This window comes from Shewanella sp. 1CM18E, assembly GCF_023161665.1.
GTDB lineage: Bacteria > Pseudomonadota > Gammaproteobacteria > Enterobacterales > Shewanellaceae > Shewanella.
Genome location: NZ_JALNTW010000023.1, coordinates 1 through 21525 on the forward strand (window position 1 = coordinate 1; position 21525 = coordinate 21525).

The 21525-nt window shown below is 42.8% G+C and carries 21 protein-coding genes; 11 read left to right on the plus strand and 10 right to left on the minus strand.

The genetic code is table 11. The features are described from left to right. Nucleotides 1–923 precede the first annotated feature (923 nt). The gene (locus MSG37_RS19840) at nucleotides 924–1457 is read left to right on the plus strand and encodes a thioredoxin family protein (protein WP_248472398.1); all 534 of its coding nucleotides are present in this window, start codon (nucleotides 924–926) and stop codon (nucleotides 1455–1457) included. A 104-nt stretch (nucleotides 1458–1561) separates the two neighbouring features. Here MSG37_RS19840 and MSG37_RS19845 read toward each other — a convergent pair whose 3' ends face one another. The 3 genes from MSG37_RS19845 to rhlB form a co-directional block, all read right to left on the minus strand. Further along, complete coding sequence (locus MSG37_RS19845; protein ID WP_248472399.1) at nucleotides 1562–4288, minus strand: TonB-dependent receptor; 2727 nt, start codon at nucleotides 4286–4288, stop codon at nucleotides 1562–1564. Between the two features lie 445 nt (nucleotides 4289–4733). Further along, nucleotides 4734–5645, minus strand: coding sequence for an exopolyphosphatase (locus MSG37_RS19850; RefSeq protein WP_248472400.1), 912 nt, complete (start codon nucleotides 5643–5645; stop codon nucleotides 4734–4736). A gap of 13 nt (nucleotides 5646–5658) precedes the next feature. Further along, a complete protein-coding gene (gene rhlB / locus MSG37_RS19855) occupies nucleotides 5659–6969 on the minus strand; it encodes an ATP-dependent RNA helicase RhlB (RefSeq protein WP_248472401.1) in 1311 nt (436 codons plus the stop codon). A gap of 405 nt (nucleotides 6970–7374) precedes the next feature. Between rhlB and trxA the strand changes: the two genes are divergently transcribed. Beyond that, entirely contained in the window at nucleotides 7375–7701 is a 327-nt protein-coding gene (trxA, locus tag MSG37_RS19860) for a thioredoxin TrxA (RefSeq protein ID WP_012278950.1), read from the plus strand. Nucleotides 7702–7938: 237 nt separating this feature from the next. Beyond that, nucleotides 7939–9204, plus strand: coding sequence for a transcription termination factor Rho (rho, locus tag MSG37_RS19865; RefSeq protein ID WP_248472402.1), 1266 nt, complete (start codon nucleotides 7939–7941; stop codon nucleotides 9202–9204). Between the two features lie 92 nt (nucleotides 9205–9296). Here the strand turns inward: rho and MSG37_RS19870 are convergent, their stop codons facing one another. From MSG37_RS19870 to MSG37_RS19885, 4 genes are all read right to left on the minus strand, one after another. Beyond that, nucleotides 9297–10211 carry a LysR family transcriptional regulator gene (locus tag MSG37_RS19870; protein WP_248472404.1) on the minus strand — a complete coding sequence of 305 codons (915 nt, stop codon included), beginning with the start codon at nucleotides 10209–10211 and terminating at the stop codon, nucleotides 9297–9299. A 132-nt stretch (nucleotides 10212–10343) separates the two neighbouring features. Next, nucleotides 10344–11075: a fumarate reductase iron-sulfur subunit gene (locus tag MSG37_RS19875; RefSeq protein ID WP_248472478.1), complete on the minus strand. Its 732-nt coding sequence runs from the start codon at nucleotides 11073–11075 to the stop codon at nucleotides 10344–10346. Between the two features lie 8 nt (nucleotides 11076–11083). Further along, nucleotides 11084–13081: a fumarate reductase flavoprotein subunit gene (locus tag MSG37_RS19880; RefSeq protein ID WP_248472406.1), complete on the minus strand. Its 1998-nt coding sequence runs from the start codon at nucleotides 13079–13081 to the stop codon at nucleotides 11084–11086. A gap of 165 nt (nucleotides 13082–13246) precedes the next feature. Continuing rightward, complete coding sequence (locus MSG37_RS19885) at nucleotides 13247–13966, minus strand: fumarate reductase cytochrome b subunit (RefSeq protein ID WP_248472408.1); 720 nt, start codon at nucleotides 13964–13966, stop codon at nucleotides 13247–13249. A gap of 410 nt (nucleotides 13967–14376) precedes the next feature. Here MSG37_RS19885 and prmA point away from each other — a divergent pair, with 410 nt between their 5' ends. The 3 genes from prmA (at nucleotide 14377) to fis (ending at nucleotide 16701) form a co-directional block, all read left to right on the plus strand. Beyond that, nucleotides 14377–15258 carry a 50S ribosomal protein L11 methyltransferase gene (gene prmA / locus MSG37_RS19890; protein ID WP_248472410.1) on the plus strand — a complete coding sequence of 294 codons (882 nt, stop codon included), beginning with the start codon at nucleotides 14377–14379 and terminating at the stop codon, nucleotides 15256–15258. Between the two features lie 151 nt (nucleotides 15259–15409). Next, nucleotides 15410–16378, plus strand: a complete 969-nt coding sequence (gene dusB / locus MSG37_RS19895) for a tRNA dihydrouridine synthase DusB (RefSeq protein WP_248472412.1) — start codon at nucleotides 15410–15412, stop codon at nucleotides 16376–16378. Between the two features lie 17 nt (nucleotides 16379–16395). After that, the gene (fis, locus tag MSG37_RS19900; protein WP_012153658.1) at nucleotides 16396–16701 is read left to right on the plus strand and encodes a DNA-binding transcriptional regulator Fis; all 306 of its coding nucleotides are present in this window, start codon (nucleotides 16396–16398) and stop codon (nucleotides 16699–16701) included. A gap of 280 nt (nucleotides 16702–16981) precedes the next feature. On the opposite strand, the gene MSG37_RS19905 is transcribed toward fis, so the two are convergent. Genes MSG37_RS19905 through MSG37_RS19915 form a run of 3 tightly spaced genes read right to left on the minus strand, consistent with a single transcriptional unit; the run spans nucleotide 16982 to nucleotide 19064 of the window. Then, nucleotides 16982–17656 carry a hypothetical protein gene (locus MSG37_RS19905; RefSeq protein ID WP_248472414.1) on the minus strand — a complete coding sequence of 225 codons (675 nt, stop codon included), beginning with the start codon at nucleotides 17654–17656 and terminating at the stop codon, nucleotides 16982–16984. Further along, nucleotides 17653–18363, minus strand: coding sequence for a hypothetical protein (locus tag MSG37_RS19910; protein ID WP_248472415.1), 711 nt, complete (start codon nucleotides 18361–18363; stop codon nucleotides 17653–17655). Before MSG37_RS19910 ends, MSG37_RS19905 begins: the two co-directional genes overlap by 4 nt. A gap of 2 nt (nucleotides 18364–18365) precedes the next feature. Further along, entirely contained in the window at nucleotides 18366–19064 is a 699-nt protein-coding gene (locus MSG37_RS19915; RefSeq protein ID WP_248472417.1) for a hypothetical protein, read from the minus strand. 199 nt (nucleotides 19065–19263) lie between these two features. Between MSG37_RS19915 and MSG37_RS19920 the strand changes: the two genes are divergently transcribed. The 5 genes from MSG37_RS19920 to MSG37_RS19940 all read left to right on the plus strand — a co-directional run bounded on the left by MSG37_RS19920 (nucleotide 19264) and on the right by MSG37_RS19940 (nucleotide 21261). Next, nucleotides 19264–19515, plus strand: a complete 252-nt coding sequence (locus MSG37_RS19920; protein ID WP_248472419.1) for an AlpA family phage regulatory protein — start codon at nucleotides 19264–19266, stop codon at nucleotides 19513–19515. Nucleotides 19516–19526: 11 nt separating this feature from the next. After that, nucleotides 19527–19739, plus strand: coding sequence for a hypothetical protein (locus tag MSG37_RS19925; RefSeq protein WP_248472421.1), 213 nt, complete (start codon nucleotides 19527–19529; stop codon nucleotides 19737–19739). Between the two features lie 228 nt (nucleotides 19740–19967). Next, on the plus strand, nucleotides 19968–20216 hold the full coding sequence (locus MSG37_RS19930) for an AlpA family phage regulatory protein (RefSeq protein ID WP_248472423.1): 249 nt from the start codon (nucleotides 19968–19970) through the stop codon (nucleotides 20214–20216). Continuing rightward, a complete protein-coding gene (locus MSG37_RS19935; RefSeq protein ID WP_248472424.1) occupies nucleotides 20209–20460 on the plus strand; it encodes a helix-turn-helix domain-containing protein in 252 nt (83 codons plus the stop codon). The genes MSG37_RS19930 and MSG37_RS19935 overlap by 8 nt, the downstream gene beginning before the upstream one ends. A 180-nt stretch (nucleotides 20461–20640) precedes the next feature. After that, nucleotides 20641–21261, plus strand: coding sequence for an inovirus-type Gp2 protein (locus MSG37_RS19940; protein WP_248472426.1), 621 nt, complete (start codon nucleotides 20641–20643; stop codon nucleotides 21259–21261). The last annotated feature ends 264 nt before the right edge of the window (nucleotides 21262–21525 follow it).

The window sequence follows — 21525 nt, forward strand, 5'->3', positions numbered from 1 at the left end:
TATTTTAAGAAGTTTTTCAAGCGATGATTCTTTGTTCAAGTCACATCTAATTGAGCTTCTAAAGCGATTGTCACCTGAGGCTAATTTCCGTAGAAGTTAATCTCTCTAACACCGCTGCAAGTCCCGTTCTATCTAGCGTTTACGCTGGGTAGGTGGCCTGCTGTGCCGTGTCAGTGGATGCGCATTATAGGGAGTTTTGATCTGAGTGCAAGCGTTTTTTGAAAGAAAAATGACGTTTTTTCAAAAAGATATTATAAGCACACCATACCCACTAAATACCCCCAGAGTTATCCACAAACACCTACTTAAAGCTTACTATTTGTGCACCGGGATAATGAGTCTAGTACAGTATTTTTGAGTTGCACGGACAATTTCAAACAAATTTGATTTTTTGCTAATCTAATAAGGTCTAACCCAGAGTGTTTTTAAGTCAGTCTTACTCACTAATGAATATATCTACTTATACTAGTGGCAAGGTGTTCGCTCTAAAATCAATATCTATGCCTTTTGCTGTAATCAATTACAAAGCTCACCACTATATAGCTACGTAATTCATTTGCATGATCTTGTCATAAGCTGAGACTTATATAATCCAAATGACTTGGTCTAACTTACTACTGGCTGAACCTAAAGAGTCCCTATTGTATGTCAGCGTATTTTACGCCTTACATACTTTGCGGTGCTGACTTATTTTTTATCCGAAATTGAAGCATCTCACTTTCGCCTCCTTATATAGGCAGCATTAATGTAATAGTTCGTTCGATTCAGCTAGTTTTAAGGCTTTACGCCAGAAACCTACATTCAAAATACATTTCTTACTTATAAAGTGATCCCTTTAACAATGCGACAATCGTTAGCTTCACCCATTTGTTTAGACATGTTTGAATAAAGCAACATCATTTCTTCTTGCCAAAGGTATTATCATGCACAATAACGTTAAAGCATTACTCGCGACCACATTGTTATTTTTCAGCAGCCAAAGCATGGCAAATAGTGGCTGCGGATTTGAAGATAAACAAGATGGCTTTCTAGCAACTTGCAGTGAGGAGAAACAAGAAGTGATTTTAACTGGTGCTGTAACACATCAAGAACTTAACGAATTCGACTGGTTTAATGATGAGTATAAAAACTATAAAACAGATGCTGCGATCATCGCAAAGCTACAGAAAATCGATAAACCAACCCAAGTAACCGTTATTATTGGTACATGGTGCCCAGACTGTCATCGTGAAACACCAAGATTTATCCGTCTTATTGAAGAACTCAATAACCCGAATATACAAGTAACTTATATTGGTGTTGATAGAGAGAAACAAGATCCACAAGGTTTGGCAGCTAACTATGAATTCAGCCGTATTCCTACCTTTATTGTCGAGCAAAATGACGAAGAGATTGGCCGTATTGTGGAAAGACCAGAAGTATCGCTAGAAGCTGATTTATTGAATATTTTAAAATAATACCACCAAAAGTTAACAGCTAGATTTTAGCTTTATCACACAAAATAGAAAGGCACTCTAGTGAGTGCCTTTTTGTTAGTTAAATTAGCCTATATACAGTTAACCTAGAAAGATTGGCGGAAACCAGCCCAATAAGTACGACCACGGATGTCATATAAGTCTCCTTCATATGTACCATCATAGGCGAACTGAGGGTCTTCATCTGTTAAGTTAGTTACACCAAGAGAAATGCTGCTGTTCCATGGCAGAGTATAGGTATAAGTTAAGTTGTGATAGAAAATCGAATCAATCTCATACAGCTTACCATCATCCTCTGTTTGGCCTGCATCAGGATCCCAGCTGCCTTCAACTACATCCCAACTCTTTTGAGAACCAATGAAGTTACCGAAGTAACTGACAACATGGTCACCATATGAATAGTCTGCAGTAAGGTTGATACGATGATCAGGCGTACCTTCGCGACCCGCTTCATCGTCAGACAAAATTTGCACACCTGCAGATGAATATGATGACTTATATTTAAGAAAGTATGACCAACCTAAACCAAAGTTAAAATCACCATAGTCACTATCAAACCCTGCACCAACTTTAACGTCGATACCTTCACGCTCACTCAAACCTACGTTAAGTTTTTGGCTAACTACGTAGTCAATTTTGCCATTACCTAAGCGACTAATTTCCGTGCCAGGATAGACTGTCGAAACATCTGGACGTGCAACACCTGCAGCGTCAGCAGCTTCCCACAACTTAGCCTGCGTTTGCACGATTTCGCTAGCGCTTAGTGAGTCGATTAGATTCGTAGTTTCTAATGACCAATAGTCAACAGAGATATTTACTTGGTCTGAAATTTCCCAAACAACACCTAGGTTATATGATTCAGACTCTTCAGGTTGTAATTCTTCATTACCACCAGTTCGAGTTGGACCATAATCCCAACGACTGCAGCTATCAATGCTTTCACCCTGCTCATAGCAATTTAGGTAATTCTTGATATAGCCGAAACCTTCTGCAGTACCTTGATAGAGATCTGACAAGGTCGGTGCACGGAAGCCCGTTCCCCACGATGCACGCAGTAGTAAAGGCTCTATTAGATTATAGCGAACTGATACTTGCGGATTAAATGTACCACCAAAATCGGAATACTCATCATAACGACCCGCTAGATTTAGCTCTAAGTTATCAAGAATAGGCAATGCCATTTCAAAGTAACCAGCTGTCACATCTCGTTCACCCTCACCACCAGAGCCACCATTACCGCCGACAATTTGTCCAGCTTCAGCTAATGCGGCAACTTTTGAATCTAGCGACTCTTCACGGTATGAGGCACCAACATACATACCTGCCGCACCACCTGGTAGTTCAAATAGTTCAAATGACAAACCACCATTAATATCTACATAAGTCGCAGCCATCCGCTTATCATAGTTGGCTGTCGCACCAGCAGGCATTTCAGAATTAGGATCACGTGGGTCCCAACCTTCAAATGAATTAGTTTGATCATTCCACTGACCAACTAAATCCGTTGTAGCACCTTTTAACTGATAGCCTGTACCCCAAGTATAGTTGTCATACTTGTTGTAATTAAAAGAAATATCCCAATCTAAGTTATCGGTAGAGCCGTCTAAACCGACTAAAATATCGTAGATATTATCGTGATGCTCTGCAACACGATCACCGGCAGTATCAAAGCGGTAATTCATACCAGCATCAGGATCTGCAACTAGCTCAACAAGATCTAAACCTTCATCAGTTGTGTAAGCCGGTAAACCGTTTGGAATGCTAATTGAAGCAGGAACTGGTGCAGAAATATCAATGGTTTCATTCGATGCCCAATACGCTCGCGCCGTCAGCTCTATTTGATCCGTAATTTCATAGTTATAGTGGATCAACGTATTATTACGAGTTTGGTCCGTCGTCGTTGCAGCAGCTTGGGTATAGTCATACGCACAAAGTGTATCGCCTGGATAGTCAGAATCATCAAGCGGCCCTAAGAAAGCATCACCATAAACATCGGCACAGGTCTTATCAGAATTTGAAAATGGTGCAGAATACACCCAACCGCCAGCACCACCTTGGGTCAAAACTCTACCAGTAGGGCTAATGTTTACCCAATCTTGATAATCATTTGGATCTCCGCCTTCAACAACGAAAGGCTGAGTATACCAACGATCTTTTTGCATAATCTTTTGTTGTTCATAATGCTCAACAGTAAAAACTAAATGGCCTTTATCTGAATTCAAACCACCTGTGAATGAAAGGTTTGATGAATCACCGCCTGCTTGTTCTGGACGATCAAGGCGTGCATCAAACTGAACACCTTCAAAATCTTTTTTCAGAATAATATTTACTACACCCGCAATGGCATCTGTACCATAAATAGCAGAAGCACCATCAGTTAAGATCTCAATACGCTCAACAGCAGCCATTGGAATGGTATTAATATTTGCTGCACCGCCATCCATAACTGGCGACTTAGCCATGCGCTTACCATCTAAAAGCGTCAGTGTATGAAAAGCAGAAGCACCTTTCAGCTGCACTGTAGACTGCGAGCCCCAGCCATTGTTAGAACCACCGCCCCAAGAACCAAAGGCATTTAAGTTTGAGCTACGTAATGCATCACCTACAGTAGAAAAGCCTGACTTTGCCAGCTCATCAGCCGTAATTGTCGTGATAGGGCTTGCACCTTCCATATCGATACGCTTAATACGCGAACCCGTGACTTCTATGCGCTCAACACTTTCTTCTGTTTCTGCTGCATATACTGGTGCTGATACAGCAACCATGCCACTACAAGCCAAGCTAACTAGCTTTGCAACTTTATTAAATCTCATCTTCCGTCTCCCCAGAATGTAATTTTTAAGTGCTATTGCTTGAGCAGTAAAGTGTCCTAAAGCCAAATACAACCACGAAACAATGCGATAACATTTGTATCACATATTTTATTTTGTATGCAATATATCATTTGCAGGTAGCAATTATAGAAATGCAAAATAAACATTTAAAAAGTCATTCAATAGTGAGGATAGCCGTCTAGATAAATGACAAAAAACCGAGATTAAATAATGAATAAAGGTGGGATTTATAACGGAAAAAAGAATAGTTAAATGCGTAGAAATGCAATATAACAAAAATATTTCAGCCGCTATCTAAGCGACAAAAATAACTAAATAACGACGATAGGAGAGATTAAATCAAATAGAGTTAACGTTTGAAACTCTTCATTAATACCAAACAATATTCTAGGAAAGCACTTAAACTAGCGATAATTATTAAGCATTAACAACAGTTAGCAAGATTCTGCAATACACCTTCACGCAATGCGCCACCTGAAAGGTGAAGCTTTTGAATATCGAGCAATTCAAATAACGCCAACAAAATAGCGACTCCAGCAGCAAATGTTGGTGCCCGTTCAGGGTTCAAACCGCTGATATTCAACATTGAGTTGTCGTTTTGAGATAGGATTTCTTGCTTTAAACTCGATAACACATCTAAGGTGATCACGCTCGATAAACCACGATGATTAAGCAACTCAACCACAGACTGTACACTACCTGAAGCCCCAACAGCACAGTGCCAACCTAGCTTTTTTAACTCACTAAGCTGTTCACCTAATATCATTTTGACTTTGGTTTTAGCATCATCAAAATCGAGTTGCTGCAAAGGCGAACTTGCAAAAAATGAGTCATTAAAAGTGACGCAGCCTATAGGCAGGCTGGTTTTTAGCAAAACTTTATTACCGTCACCAATAATAAACTCTGTACTCGCCCCACCAATGTCAATAACCAGTCGGCGACCATGTCCTTCAGTCGTTGCAACCATCCCTTGATAAATCAACTCAGCCTCGCGCATACCTGAAATTATCTCAATAGGATGACCAAGAATAGGCAAAGCACGATGACAAAAGTCATCTGAATTAGAGATTTTACGTAAGGTCGCGGTTGCGATAACAGCAACATTTTCTGCAGACACGCCCTCTTTCTTAAGCATGTCAGCAAACATCGTTAAACAATCTAGACCGCGTAATAACACCTCTTCACTCAGCGAGCCATCATCTTGGATCCCTTCGGCTAAACGAACTTTGCGCTTATATTTAGCAATAACTTTAGGCTGTTGACCGACGGTTTTCGCGACCAACATATTAAAGCTATTTGAGCCGAGGGTAATGGCTGCATAAAGAGGTGTTGTCATTAAGCGTTATCGCCTATGAATGTCTACGAGTTCTGTCATGACGGCGCGGACCATTGCGCTGGCCACCCTGTGGACGAGGACTACCCGGAGCGCGAGTATTACGCGTGTGAGTGCTAGGCTTGCGATGAATTTTTACTGGTGGTGGAATATCATCAAGTAAGGCACTGCTGTCGTACGACGTAACAGGAATTGAATGCTGAATATAAGATTCAATCGCTGGTAAGTTTAGCGCGTACTCTTCACAAGCAAAACTGACTGACACACCTTTTTGACCGGCACGACCAGTACGACCAATACGGTGCACATAGTCTTCACAATCGTCAGGTAAGTCATAGTTATAAACGTGCGAAACATCAGAAATATGTAGGCCACGTGCAGCAACGTCAGTAGCCACTAGAATATCGATTTCACCTTTAGTGAACTGCTCCAGAATACGTAAACGTTTCTTTTGCGGCACATCACCGGTTAGCAGGCCTGCGCGATGTCCGTCACCTTCAAGCCATGACCAGACTTTTTCACAGCTATGCTTGGTATTTGAGAACACGATGGCTTTTTCTGGCCAGTCTTCTTCAAGCAAAGACAATAGCAAAGGCATCTTCTCCTCCATCGATGGATAGAAGATCTCCTCTTTAATGTTCTTTGACGTTTTCTCGTTTGGCGCAATTTCAACTTTCTCAGGTTCGTTCATGTGGTCATATGCAAGCTCTTGTACTTTCATTGAAAGCGTTGCAGAGAACAACATGTTCAAACGTGACTTAGCGTCAGGCATACGTCTAAACAAGAAACGGATATCTTTAATAAAGCCCAGATCGAACATACGATCGGCTTCATCAAGCACTACCGCCTGAATAGCGCTAACGTTGATAACACCTTGGCGCACATAATCGATAATGCGGCCAGTGGTACCAATTAAAATATCAACGCCTTTGTCTAATACTTTACGTTGAACTTCATAACCTTCACCGCCATAAACAATACCCACTTTAAGGCCAGTATGTTTAGCCAATAAGTTAGCATCTTTCGCAATCTGAATAGCCAACTCACGAGTCGGCGCCATAATAATTGCACGAGGTTGATTTAATTGGCGATTTTCAGGGATAGGTGTCGATAGAAGGTGGTTAAACGTCGCAACCAAAAAGGCCAGTGTTTTACCTGTACCCGTTTGTGCCTGACCGGCTATATCTTTTTTTTCTAATAAAATCGGTAACGATAAAGCCTGAATTGGAGTACAGAACTCAAAACCAGCTTCATTAAGTGCTTGATGAACTTCTTTATTCAAAGGGAAGTCAGCAAACTTCTGTGTAGATAAATGTGTTTCGCTCATAGCGCAGGCTTACCTGTAAAAGGTTGCAATAAAAAACTCGATCGTTTGAAATAGCGATTGAATTTTATCACGGAAAATTGGTGCACTCTCGGAGAAACGTTTACCACGATATTTTTGGCATCAGTGACGGAATCATCATTCCCTCTATATTTATGTGATGCAATGAAATTTAAGCGTGTGTTTATCGTTCTCTTTAGGACAATTTTAAACGCATCAGGCGTTAAACGTCGTTGACGTAGGCTAACTATGCCTGTAAATCAGCGTCTTGTCTAAAGCGATTTAACATACTCAAGAGTGCCGACAGTAATATTTGCATAACTTTTAGCTTGAAAAGCTATTTTACCGACCCAATATACAGGTTAAGCCATTAACAAACCAGCAATGGCAGCCAAACTGGAGAACGACATGAGCGACAAGATTGTATACCTAAGCGACGATAGCTTTGAAAATGACGTAATTAATTCAGAACTACCAGTTCTGGTTGATTTTTGGGCTGAATGGTGTGGTCCATGTAAGATGATCGCCCCAATCTTAGATGACGTAGCTGAAGAGTACGAAGGTAAGATCACTATCGCTAAATTAAACGTTGACCAAAACAACGTTTCACCAGCTAAATATGGCGTTCGCGGCATTCCAACTCTACTGCTATTTAAAGCAGGCGAGCTTGCTGCAACTAAAGTTGGCGCACTATCAAAAACTCAACTTAAAGAGTTCATTGACGCGCAACTTTAATCACTAAAACACCGCGCAACACTCGATTGTGCGGTGTATAAGTGACTCCCGACACAGCTTCAACAAGAAAATGTGTCGGGTTTAGCTAAACTTCTAGACGCCTCGCCCTGTTAGTGCTACTTTAATAACCAGAATCATTCTAATTAACCCACTTCTCGCTATCCGATTGATACTCATTAAGCTACAAAACTGTCGATCGTAGATGGCATTGCCACGTACAAAACAAGACCCACCAAGATGAATTTATCAGAATTAAAAAACACCTCAATATCAGATTTAGTCCAGCTTGCGCAGGACATGAAGCTAGATAATATGGCTCGTGCTCGTAAGCAAGACATTATTTTCTCTATTCTTAAGGCCCACGCTAAAAGCGGTGAAGATATTTTCGGTGGTGGCGTTTTAGAGATTTTACAAGACGGCTTCGGCTTCCTTCGTAGCTCTGATGGTTCATACTTAGCGGGTCCAGATGATATTTACGTATCACCGAGCCAAATTAGACGCTTTAACATGCGCACTGGTGACACGATTTTTGGTAAAATTCGTCCACCAAAAGAAGGCGAACGTTATTTTGCCCTTCTAAAAGTTACCGAAGTTAACTTCGACAAGCCTGAAAACTCTCGCAACAAAATCCTTTTTGAAAACTTAACTCCGTTACATGCACAAGATCGTCTACGCATGGAGCGTGGTAACGGCTCTACTGAAGATATTACTTCACGTATTCTGGATTTATGTTCACCAATCGGTAAAGGTCAGCGTGGTCTAATCGTTGCACCGCCAAAAGCCGGTAAAACATTGCTTCTACAAAACATGGCGCAAAGCATTACTCACAACAACCCAGAAGTGGTGTTGATGGTATTGCTAATTGACGAACGTCCAGAAGAAGTTACCGAGATGCAGCGCATGGTAAAAGGTGAAGTAATTGCTTCTACTTTCGATGAGCCAGCAAGCCGTCACGTACAAGTAGCCGAAATGGTGATTGAAAAAGCTAAGCGCCTAGTTGAGCACAAGAAAGACGTGGTTATCTTACTTGACTCTATCACGCGTCTAGCACGTGCTTACAACACGGTAATCCCTTCATCAGGCAAGGTACTTACTGGTGGTGTTGACGCTAACGCTCTACACCGTCCAAAGCGTTTCTTTGGTGCTGCACGTAACATCGAGCATGGTGGTAGCTTAACCATTATCGCAACGGCGCTAGTTGATACAGGCTCTAAAATGGACGAAGTTATTTACGAAGAATTTAAAGGTACAGGTAACCAAGAGTTACACCTTTCTCGTAAAGCAGCTGAAAAGCGTGTATTCCCTGCAATCGACTTTAACCGCTCTGGTACACGTCGTGAAGAGAAGTTAACTACGCCTGACGAACTACAGAAGATGTGGATCCTACGTAAGATCCTAAATCCTATGGATGAAGTGACAGGTATGGAGTTCCTTATCGACAAATTGGCAATGACCAAGACTAACGATGAATTCTTCACTGCGATGAAGCGTGCTAAAAGCTAATTAGCTTTTACACTATCAGCCATAAACGGATAACACTAAAAAAACCGCATTCGTGCGGTTTTTTTGTAGCTGCAATTTGTACCGATTGATTATCAGCCCATCAGATGCTTTACCCGTGCCAAGCGCTGTTTACAACGCTCTCGCAGCATATCTCTGAGCAGCAATATAACTGGCGTTACATGCTCTCTTCCGGGGCAAACTAAATATAAGTCAGCTTCCTCACCTTGATACTCATTGAGCAGCGGCACCAAGCGTCCAGACTCTATATCGTCAGTTAGGTCGAGCCAAGACTTAAACACTAGCCCTTGGCCTGCAACTGCCCAGCGCCTTGCAATATCGGCATCATTACAGGTGCGGTTAGCGGTGACTCTTACCTTGTGCTGCTGGCCATCTTTATTAAAAACCCATTGGTCATGAGTGCGCTCATCTAACATAAAGAACAAGCAATTATGATCGGCTAACTGCTCAAGTGAAGCGATATCACCAAACTGCGCAATATAGTCTGGTGACGCGCATAACACTCGGCGCGAATTGCAGATCTTAAAGGCCACCAGCGATGAGTCTTTAGGTACACCAGAACGCAACGCGACATCGATTTTGTCATGATAAAAATCAGAGAGGTTGTCGCCAATATGCAGCCTAAGCTTTAGTTCTGGGTACTCCAGCAAAAAGTCATCCAGCCACGGCAGCAACACATTGCGGCCAACATCTGATGGCACCGACAAACTCACCATTCCAGAAATACTCGCTTGGGTGCTTTCAATCGCGCGCTGACCCACCTCAAGATCACTCAGCGCACGACGACAGTGAATGAGATAACGCTCCCCTGCATCAGTTAACCTTAAACTACGCGTACTACGAATAAATAACGCTGTGCCTAGCTCCTTCTCTAGCCGCTTTAAGCCAGCACTCGCCACAGCTGAGGAGATATCCAGCTCAAGCGCAGCAGCAGTTAAACTACCGCAGTCAGCAACGCGTACAAACAGCTTCAAGTCGTTAAGTTGCATTATCAATATTCCGTTTATAAATGCACAGGTATTTAATACCAAATTGTAGATAAAACTCGCGCAAACGTCATCCACAAAAAAGCCTGCGTTAAGCAGGCTTTTCAATATGTTGTCTTAACAAAATAAGTTAACTTAGACTAGCGTAACCGCCATCTTACGACGAAGATAAGCAATTTGCTGCATATGCGGCAAATCTTTCGGGCAGTTATCCTGACAGCCTAATAGCGTCATACAACCAAACACACCGTCTTGGTTACCAATCACATGGTAGAAGTCTTCCGCATTACGTGCATCACGACTATCGAGCTCAAAACGCGCAATCTTCATTAGGCCAACAGCGCCAACAAAGGTGTCACGCATTTGCTTAGTTGCGCACGCTGACACACATACGCCACACTCAACGCAGCGCTCTAACTCGTATAGCTTAGCCGCTTCTTCAGGTGACATTGGCGCCTCTAAACGGTGAATATCATCATCGCCCGCTTTCGGGTGTAACCATAGCTTTAAGCGCTCGGCAATTTCACGCATAAACTTACCGGTGTTTACTGATAGATCGCCAATCAACTCAAAGCCAGGTAGCGGCATTAGCTTGATCTTACCATCAGCAAATTTGCTGGTTAGAGTGCGGCAGGCCAGAGTCGGCATACCGTTAATCACCATAGCGCAGCTACCACAAATACCCGCACGACAAACAAAGTCAAACTGCAGCGATGGATCTTGCAACTCACGCAACTGATTTAGCGCAATAAAGACCGTCATACCAGGCGCTTCTTCGATCTGGTAATCCACCATCTTCGGCTTATCATCCGGCATTTGCGGATCATATCTGAAAATACTGAAAGTTAAGGTGCGGCCCTTAGCCATTTGTTGGCTCATTTAGCGATCTCTCCTGCGCCTGAGTTTAGTTTATCACTCAAACGTTCGTTCTTTGGTTTTAATGATTCTGGTACGTCAAATGGCATCACTGCCGCTTGTTTTTGATGTCTATTGGCATCAGGGCCAAGCTGGCTGATAATCTCTGCAATTTGCTGTTCACGCTTTTCAGTGTCTGGGTGGGCAATCGCATTGTCGATACCGTAACCACGGTATCCTGGTGGCAACTCCATCTTCATCACATCTAACTGCTCATACTCAAGCTGTGGTGACAAGCTGTTAGCATCTGGCCAGCTTGATAACGTGCGATTTAGCCAGTCTTTATCGTTACGCTGTGGGAAGTCCTCACGAGCATGCGCTCCGCGGCTCTCTGTGCGCGCAGCAGCACCAGTTGCAACGGTCAGTGCCACTTTAAGCATGCGCTTAACACGCAGCGCTTCAACCAGCTCAGGGTTAGCATGGCGCTTCTTACACTTAAGACCTAACGCATTAGCACGCTTAAGCAAGTCTTGCAGCTCGCTTACCGCTTTATCAAGTTCTGGGCCATTACGGAAAATACCCACGTAATCCATCATGATGCGCTGCATCTGCTGCTTAAGTTCAAATGGATTCTCTGTGCCTTCACCGTCAATCAGCTCGTCAATTTCGCTTTGCAGTTTACCCACAAAGGTCTCAACTAGATTGGTGTCGATTTCAAGAGTGTTCTGCTCACAAAAATCAGCCACATACTTACCGATGATCATGCCGCCAACCACAGTCTCAGCCAATGAGTTACCGCCTAAACGGTTAAAGCCGTGCATATCCCAACAGGCTGCTTCACCGACACTGAATAGGCCTTTAAGCTGTGGGCTTTGACCGGTAGCATCAGTACGAATACCACCCATAGAGTAATGCTGCGTCGGTCTGACTGGGATCCAATCTTTAGCAGGATCTATGCCTAAGAAGTTCTCACAAATTTCTTTTACTTCACGCAAGTTAGTTTCAACGTGCTTACGGCCTAGCAAAGTAATGTCTAACCACAAATGCGGACCGTACGGGCTATCTACGCCCTTACCTTTGCGCATATGCTCGGTCATGCGGCGCGATACCACGTCACGTGAAGCTAGCTCTTTCTTTTCTGGCTCATAATCTGGCATAAAGCGGTGACCATCTTTGTCACGCAATAAACCACCATCACCACGACAACCTTCTGTGGTTAAAATGCCCACTGGTACAATCGCTGTAGGGTGGAACTGTACCGCTTCCATATTGCCTAGTTTGGCAACACCAGTTTCTAGTGCTAGTGCTTGACCCACACCTTCGCAGATAATCGCGTTAGTCGATACTTCATAAATACGGCCATAGCCGCCAGTGGCAATGGTGGTCGACTTAGCAACATACGCAATAAGCTCGCCGGTAATTAAGCAGCGCGCAACCACACCGTGACAACGCTTACCGTCATGAATAAGCGACAATGCTTCCATGCGCTCATGCACAGGAATGTCCATCGAGATGGCTTTATTATCTACCGCATACAGCAGTGAATGGCCTGTGCCGTCGGCAGTGTAGCAAGTACGCCATTTTTTAGTACCACCAAAGTCGCGGGCGTTAATTAAACCGTGCGCCTCTTCTGCTTCTTCAATAGTGACTTTTTCCGCATTCACCACCACTTGGCGTGGCCCTTTGGTAATGCGGGTCCAAGGTACGCCCCAGTTTGCCAATTCACGCACGGCTTTAGGTGCACAGTGGGCAAACATACGAGCGACGTCCTGATCGCATCCCCAGTCAGAACCTTTTACGGTATCTTGGAAATGCACATCTTCATCATCACCCATGCCCTTAACAGTGTTACCAAGACTTGCCTGCATACCACCTTGCGCAGCCGCAGAGTGTGAACGTTTAGCAGGGATCAGAGATAGCACGACGGTGTCGAGCCCTCTCTCTTTCGAGGCGATGGCGACCCTTAGTCCAGCCAGACCGGCGCCCACGACTAAAGAATCGGTATATATGAGTTTCACGCTTGCTCCTTAAATAGGAATAGGTCGATGTTCTATTGCGCTGTGTCTTGGCTCATTGCCATGCTCAGCGTTATTTTTATTGGTTTTATAGATGCCGATTAACTATCAATCTCAAGCAATCAATCTCAAGGCTCAGCATCAAAGAATTTGAGTTAGTCGTGCTCTTTATGGGCGAAACGGCTCAATCGGTAGGGTTAACTCACTGCCGATAATCATGTACTGAGCTAGGCTCAATAAGCCAATCACCATTAAGTACACCACTAAGATATGAGCTAATTTACGCAGACCGTTACGATTAGCACTAATGCCCCATTTCACTGCAACGCGGTACAAACCAAACATGGCATGAATAACCACGGCAGGCAGTAACACGATATACAGTAACCATGCATTATCGTGATACACGCGCTCAGCGCTTAAGTGCGGACCAATTTCTGGGGTCGCAATCATGGTGTATAAGTGCACAGGCACTAGGAAGAATAAGATGAAGCCGCTGACTAGCTGCCAAAACCACACACGAGTATCGCTATGGTTAACCACTTGCATTTGGCTGCGTAGCGCACGCCATTGGCCAATTTGTGCAGGGAAGCGACGCAGTGCAAATGCCGCATGGACTAAAACCACTACTAATAAGAAAGTCGAGAAAATGGTGGTCAGTAGCGGATAACCATGGCCGGTTTCGCTAAACATGCCGCCTTCTAGAAATTGCACCACATGGTAAAAAGCTTCTTTACCAAACAAGATGCTAGATTCGAAGTGCAGATGCACTAATAGAAAGCATCCTAATAGAATGCCGGTAGCACTTTGTAAACGGTCAGCTTTAGCAGACCAAGCGCTAGCCACTTTTTGTTGAAATAGAGCGGTAGTGTCAGTTAGGGTTCTCACGGTTATTTTTCTTTTATAGTGCCTATTGTCGGGACTTACACCATAACAGGAAGATTTACCCTACAAATATTCGCCATTTTAAAGCGTGAGCTTGCTCACCAACAGCAACACCAGTCTTTGACGCCGATCACAAACAGACATCAATCAAACGAACACTGGTCAAACCATTTTACCGACAAAATTCAATAACTTGAAAAGCAATTGTAAACACTAACCTTCTTAAATTGCTACGACTTTAGTCTAAGCTTTTCTCACAAATAAGCCTATTAAGTCACAACCTATTTTTCTGTTACAAGTGTACGCTTAAACAGCATCACAATTAAAACCACAGCTTTTTACGCTTGGCGCTGACGTAAATCGAACAGATGGTTTACAATAACGCCATTATATCTAGCTACAGAGACGATCCCATGCCTTGGATCCAATTAAAGGTCGACACCGACAACCAGCACGCCGATGCCTTAAGCGACATGCTTATGGATCTTGGTTCACTATCTATCACTTACGAAGATGGCAAAGATACACCAATCTTTGAGCCAACTTTAGGCGAAACGCCACTGTGGAACCACACAGTACTAACCGCGCTATTTGAAGCCGATTACGATTTAGCGCCAATTGTGACCATGCTTAAAGGCTTGCCATACCTAGGTGAAAACTTCAGCCATAAGATTGAACAAGTTGAAGATAAAGACTGGGAACGTGAGTGGATGGATAACTTCCACCCGATTCAATTCGGAGATCGCTTATGGATCTGCCCAAGCTGGCGTGAAATCCCTGATCCAACAGCAGTTAACGTGATCTTAGATCCAGGTTTAGCATTTGGTACAGGTACTCACCCAACCACTGCACTTTGTTTAGAATGGTTAGACGGCCTAGATTACACCAATAAAGACGTTATCGACTTTGGTTGTGGCTCAGGTATTTTAGCCGTAGCCGCACTAAAACTTGGTGCTGAGCGCGTAACTGGTATCGACATCGACTACCAAGCAATTGAAGCCTCAAAAGCAAACGCAGAACGTAACGGCGTTGAAGACAAGCTAGACCTATATCTGCCTGAAGATCAGCCAGCCGATCTGCTTGCCGATATTCTAGTAGCCAACATTCTTGCGGGTCCACTACGTGAACTTGCGCCACTTATTGCTGAAAAAGTAAAACCAGGTGGACAATTAGCACTATCAGGCCTACTACAAGAACAAGCTGAAGAGATCTCAGCTTTCTACAGCCAGTGGTTCGATATGGATGCACCGGCTCACAAAGACGACTGGAGTCGCTTGACAGGTATACGCAAATAGCGGTAACCCGCGGCGCTTTCAGCGCCGCGACTGACTTCTCAGTCAACAAAAGTCAAGCAAAAAAGTTGCCTCTAGGTCATTTATTGACCTTTTCACAGGCTTGAAAAAGGCGTACTATAGCGCCCCTTTGACGAGCAAGGTGTTTTGATAAATGCAGATTGGCCCCTATCACCTGAAAAATCAGTTGATCGTGGCACCAATGGCAGGTGTCACAGACCAACCCTTTAGAAATCTCTGTTTACGTTATGGCGCAGCCTTAGCCGTGTCAGAGATGCTTTCGTCTAATCCTGAAGTTTGGGATACAGATAAAAGCCGCTTGCGTATGACACACGCAGGTGAAGACGGAATACGTTCGGTTCAGATTGCCGGAGCAGATCCTGAGTTAATGGCCAATGCCGCTGTTGTTAACGTACAACAAGGGGCGCAAATCATTGACATCAATATGGGCTGCCCAGCGAAAAAAGTGAATAAGAAGCTTGCGGGATCAGCTTTGCTACAAGATCCAGTACAAGTAGAAGCAATTCTACGTGCTGTAGTAGCTGCGGTTGACGTGCCTGTTACGCTAAAAATTCGAACGGGTTGGGCTCCAGAGCACAGGAATGGTGTTCATATCGCCCAGATTGCAGAAGATTGCGGTATTGCTTCATTAGCCGTTCACGGCAGAACGAGGCAGTGCATGTACAAAGGCGATGCCGAGTACGACACAATCAAAGCAATTAAAAAACAGATCTCGATACCTGTTGTCGCAAATGGAGACATTTTAACGCCAGAGAAAGCACGTTTTGTGTTGGATTATACTGGTGTGGATGCCCTGATGATAGGACGAGGAGCTCAAGGAAGGCCTTGGATATTTAGGGAAATCCAGCATTACCTGGATACAGGTAATAAGCTAGCGCCCGTTGAGATGGATGAAAAGCGTCAAGTTATGCTTGAACACCTGGAACTACTATACAAACTGTATGGTGATTTCAAGGGCATCCGCTTCGCAAGAAAGCATGTTGGCTGGTACCTAGACCAAGAACATCAACGACCTTTTAGGGCCGAATTTAATCGACTCGAAACCGTTGAAGAACAATGTTCCATGGTGGAACGCTATTTTGATGAATTTGTTGCAAATTAATAAAGAGCAGAATACGAATGTTTGATCAGACTACTCACACTGAAGTTCACCCACTTACTGTTGGCAAAATCGAAACCGCAAGTGGCGCTATCAAGCCACAATTACTACGTGATGCGGTAAAGCGTGCTGTCACTAACTTTTTCGCTCAGATGGACGGGCAAGAAGCTGAAGAAGTATATGAAATGGTGTTAAGCGAAGTTGAAGCACCTCTGCTAGATATCATCATGCAACACACTCGTGGCAACCAGACTCGCGCTGCCAACATGCTAGGTATCAACCGTGGTACTCTACGCAAGAAATTAAAGAAATACGGCATGAACTAAGACTAACGTCTTAACGTGTTGTATAGAAACGGGTTTTTTGGCGACAAAAAGCCCGTTTTTGCTAATATGTACCCCCATATGTACCCCCGTTGTTTTGTTGCCCTAGCCCTTATCCCCTCTCAGTTTTCGCAATTTCACCCATAAAAAATATCATGTGAAAAGTTCAGCTGTTAGACGCAGTTAAAAGGCCTATCTCTTCAGATCCTCAAAAAATTTGTTTTTACTTGTATCTAAATTTAAGGGGAAACCAACAACTTTAGTAAAATGATTCTAGTAAGCATCAAACGAGAATGAGACTGAAATTGTCTCGGGCATTCTTCGTCAAATTAGGTAGTTCGCTTTTAATAAGATGTTTACACTCCTCGATATCCCCAACTAGTTTAGGTTCCATCTCAGACCAAAAACCATCACTACACAGTAACAAGCAGCCCTGTTCAGGCGTTGGAATAGTAAACACTTTGACATCACTCAATGCTTTTCCTGTTTTAATCTTGCAAGCTACTAAATGTCTAAGATCTAGGTACGTGTCGCGAGTTATACTGCCGTTTTTATACAGCTCCAAATAGGGCACATCATCCACAGTATGCCAGTCGACACCTGACGCTGTTAAATACCCAAGCCGACAGTCTCCACAATGAGCAACAAGAACCTCTCCTTCAAGCACCACTGCAATAGTCATACAAAAAGCTATATCAGTGCCGAATTCACTTTCCACAGATTTAACGGCTTGCTCAATATCGTTTAAAAAACACTTTTCGTTGCAAATATCTTGCTGTTGAGTATTACTGCGTAATGTCGAGCAAAACAGGCTAACAGCTTGAGCCACTATATCCTTATGATTAATACCATCACAAACAACATATAAGTGTCCTCCCGCAACAGGCCAGTGAGCTGCGTAATCGGCATTAACACTCTCAACGCCTCCAAGTTCGCAAGTTAGAATAGTCGGAGTCAACTCAATTCCCCTCCAGATGAAAGCTGGTTAAATCTCTCTTCAATCATCTCTATTCTCTCATCTTCCTCACCATTCATCGCATTACTTAATAAGTAATCAAAATCTGAATTAGAAATAAACTTTGACATCTCTACTTGAATATACTGTCTCAGTTCTAAGGGAGAGGACGCTATTTCACTAATCAAATCATCTCTACCATTAATGAGTACAACAATATCTTCAGCATCCTTACTCGCTAACATATCAATTCCACGATCAGCAAATGCTGCTAATTTCGTGGCCAATAGGTGTTTTGCTTGAGCAATCTTAATCTTAAGACCTGTTGGCAATATGTAATCCACTGACTCAGCAAGCCCAACTCGGAACCATTGATTAGAAAACCCCAGAACATCCTCATCATCAGGCATAACATCGACCAAAATGCCATCACAAACAAATCTACAATAAGGCGCTGGATCATCATCCCCTAGTTCTGGTGGAGATTCCTTGAAACCTCTATTACGGAGCTCTTCTGCCAACTTTTGATAATCACAATAACTAGATACTGACACAATAAAATCTACATCTTTGGTACTGCTTATATCGATTGGTTGAGCGTCATCTAAATGGAGAGATACAGTAGCCCCGCCGACAAATGCAACCTGTTTTAATAAGTCTTCTCCGAGAGCAATAGCTATAGGAAGGATTAATGCTTCATGTTCTGTCATAACTAACCTTTCAATTTATTCAAAAAATACAATGCTTCTTCTTTTTCTCTAGCACTTCCCACTCTAAAAATATCCACAAGAGCTAGTTGCTTATACAACCAAGGATCAATCATTACTGCTTTAGTTACCGATTTATACAGAGCTGGTATCGCAACGCCTCTAATTGTACCTCGAGCACAAGGCCAAACAGGTGGAAGATCCGATGCACTAGCATAAGTACCTTTAAACGAAGGAGCTGCAATAGCTGTAGGTATACCGCGAACGACTTTTCCTTTCTCAGCAAAAAAGCTAATTCCAACGCCATATCTAATGTAATCAGTCAGGACTTTTTTATTAACTTTAACCCCTTTACTTCCTCGTTTTATTAGTAGCCCTGCCGCTGTGGATCTTTTTATTGCCTGACTTGTCTCGCTAAGCGACATAAAAAGCTGCTGAGCCAACTTCCGGTAAGTCCAATTGGAGTGGTCTTCTAGCGTTTCTGTATCTTTGAGAAACTTTTCAATCCTTTCTAAGTCAAGAGCATCGAAATCATCCATCTCATCAGAGATGATAACTTCATCTTTATCTTTGTAGTACAAGCTTATAGGTTCAAATAACACCCAAGGTTTATCTTCTCCATCGTCTGTAGACATAAGAGAATTTTCATTAAACTCAAAACTCAAAATTTTTAATGTGACTAAGAGATCTTGCGGTTTTAACATTAACCTGCTCCACCATGTTTTCTGTTCGCGAACAACGAACACAGTAACGCATAGCTTTTTCTGGATTACAATAAATAAGACGGTTTTAGTGTGAAAATGTTCTCTATCTGCTAAAAAGCCCTAAAATTTCGTTTTTACTTGCACTCTCCTCAAAATCCATATCCGCGCAATCAAGCGCTATGAATACGAGGAAATACCAATGAAAGACGTCAATTTAGGTTTAATGGATATCGCTGCAGCAAATGAATTAGTGTTTGACCGAATGGTTAAAGAGAAAGAACGAAAACTAATTACCTCTCTCAGTAGGTCTGAAACCTTCCAATTAGAGCGAAAAGGCCTATTCCCTAGCCGCAGAAAACTCTCTAAACGATCTGTAGCTTGGTTGCTCTCTGAATTGCTAGAGTGGATAAAATCTAGAGAGGCTGTAGTGTTGCCAGATAACCATGAGTAGGATGCTAGATTATGATTATCGCCAAAGGCGCAGTGCACTCGCCACAAGTTGAGATTATGCCGCTTATTAGCATTACAGAGATGTCCGCTAAATTGCATAAGAGCCGCGCAACTATCCATCGATGGGTAAAAGCTCGTAAGCTTTTAGCGCCTGTATATCAAAACCATCGAACCATTGGTTGGTGCCCTCTAAAATTTGAGCAATGGCAATTAGCTCAAAAATAGAAACAGCTGACTTGCTGGTGGTGATACATCCCCTCACCACCAGCACCTCCCCTAATCACGACCTAAATAGTTATACAATGTATAACTCAAACTCAGCTATCTTCCCCGCAACGCCTCTACAAGACAGCCCAAAACACTAAAACTCCCTAAAATTTAGTTTTTACCTGCAAGCTAAGCAAAATCCTTCAACCAAGAGCAATAAAGCCCTTTGGAGCCAAGGAAAAACAAATGCAAACATCGATATTCACCCCGTCAATCGAAGACAGTATTAATGAGCCTATCATCAATGAGCAGCAACGCAGGTTCATCACATCGGTTAGTCGAGCCCACGCCTTTCAACTAGAGCGCCAAGGCCTATTCCCTAAACACCTAAAGTTAGATGACAACACCAATGGCTGGAAGTTAGCAGAAATCCTAGCTTGGGTGCGTTCACGCCCAATTGCAGAGCTTAAACAAGTGGGAGCCAGCAATGACTAAATCACCTAACGCAAATACTAAAAACGATAGAAAAGTCAGGCTGTGCCAATTAGTCGCCTCAACACATACCGTTGAACAAGTGCTCACTGTGGCTCAAATCGCAACTCGACTAGGTAAAAGTACTAAGACCATCAGAAATTGGCTAAGACAAGCCACTGATGCGCCTAAAGCCTTTAAAGACCAGAATGAATGGTTTGTCAGTATATCGGAATATGAAAAGTGGGAAGTTCGCTCACAGCTGTAGCGTTCGACCAATTAGAAGAGGGCAATGTGTTGCCCTTTTTCAAGGGTAAGGATGAGACAAAATGGGCTGTTATAGTGCTTTATCAAACCTAAAAAATCGAAAAAATCAGTCCAGAAGTCAACAACCATGCGGCCTTAGAAGCAGGGCTTCCCCCAAATGTACTAGGTTTTAAATATTATTATGTCTTTACTCTTAATAAGTGCACCGGAAATAGAAGATACACAGAATAGTGTTAAACAATTAGATCAAGCTATAGATGTTGTTCTAGGTGGGATCAGATGGAAAGTAATGCTATTCCCTGAAGGGTTAAACCGCAAACTTCTCAACACCCTTTATAACACTTTAATGGCCTATATCTCATGGCACTCTAAAATATTAGTGATCCGCTTCGATGTCTCATTATATGATTCATTACCCAACAACAATACCATCAGTAAGCTAAGAAGCTACATTCTCAAGCACCTTAAATCACATTACAACTCTAAAGCTGAGTTTGGCTGGGTTAGGGAGCAGAACCGATATGATGATAAATGTCATTACCATTGTTTTGTCTTATTAAATGGGCAAAAGGCCAAGAGCAGCTATGTGACATTTGATCTAGCGAAAAAGGCAAGAGAGCTAATTATCGACATCAATATCCATTTTCCTGAAAATTGTACCTACATGATATTGCCTAACACCCTGAGTAGCATCCAAGCCGCTTTATACAGGCTCAGCTATTTAGTTAAAAATGTGACTAAAGAAAACAACCCAGCTTTTGCCAAAGGTCATTACTTTGGCCGTATAAAACATAAAGCCTAAACAGCATGACTTTCAGCCAGACCACCAGCAACCAACTACAGGTCGTATTTTTACAACAGAAACAGTTAATTAATTGTTAACCGTTTCGCCATTTTTTTGATCACAAGCTTATTTATAGACTCACTTTACTTAGTCCCCCTGTGCAACTATTTACTTTTCAGCATGTTAGGTTTTAAGCAGGTGATCAAAAATAGAAATTAGCTAAGAGAGCCAAGAGTGATCACTTTTTTGTGATCACTCCGAATATGCAGAGCCTGAGACTGC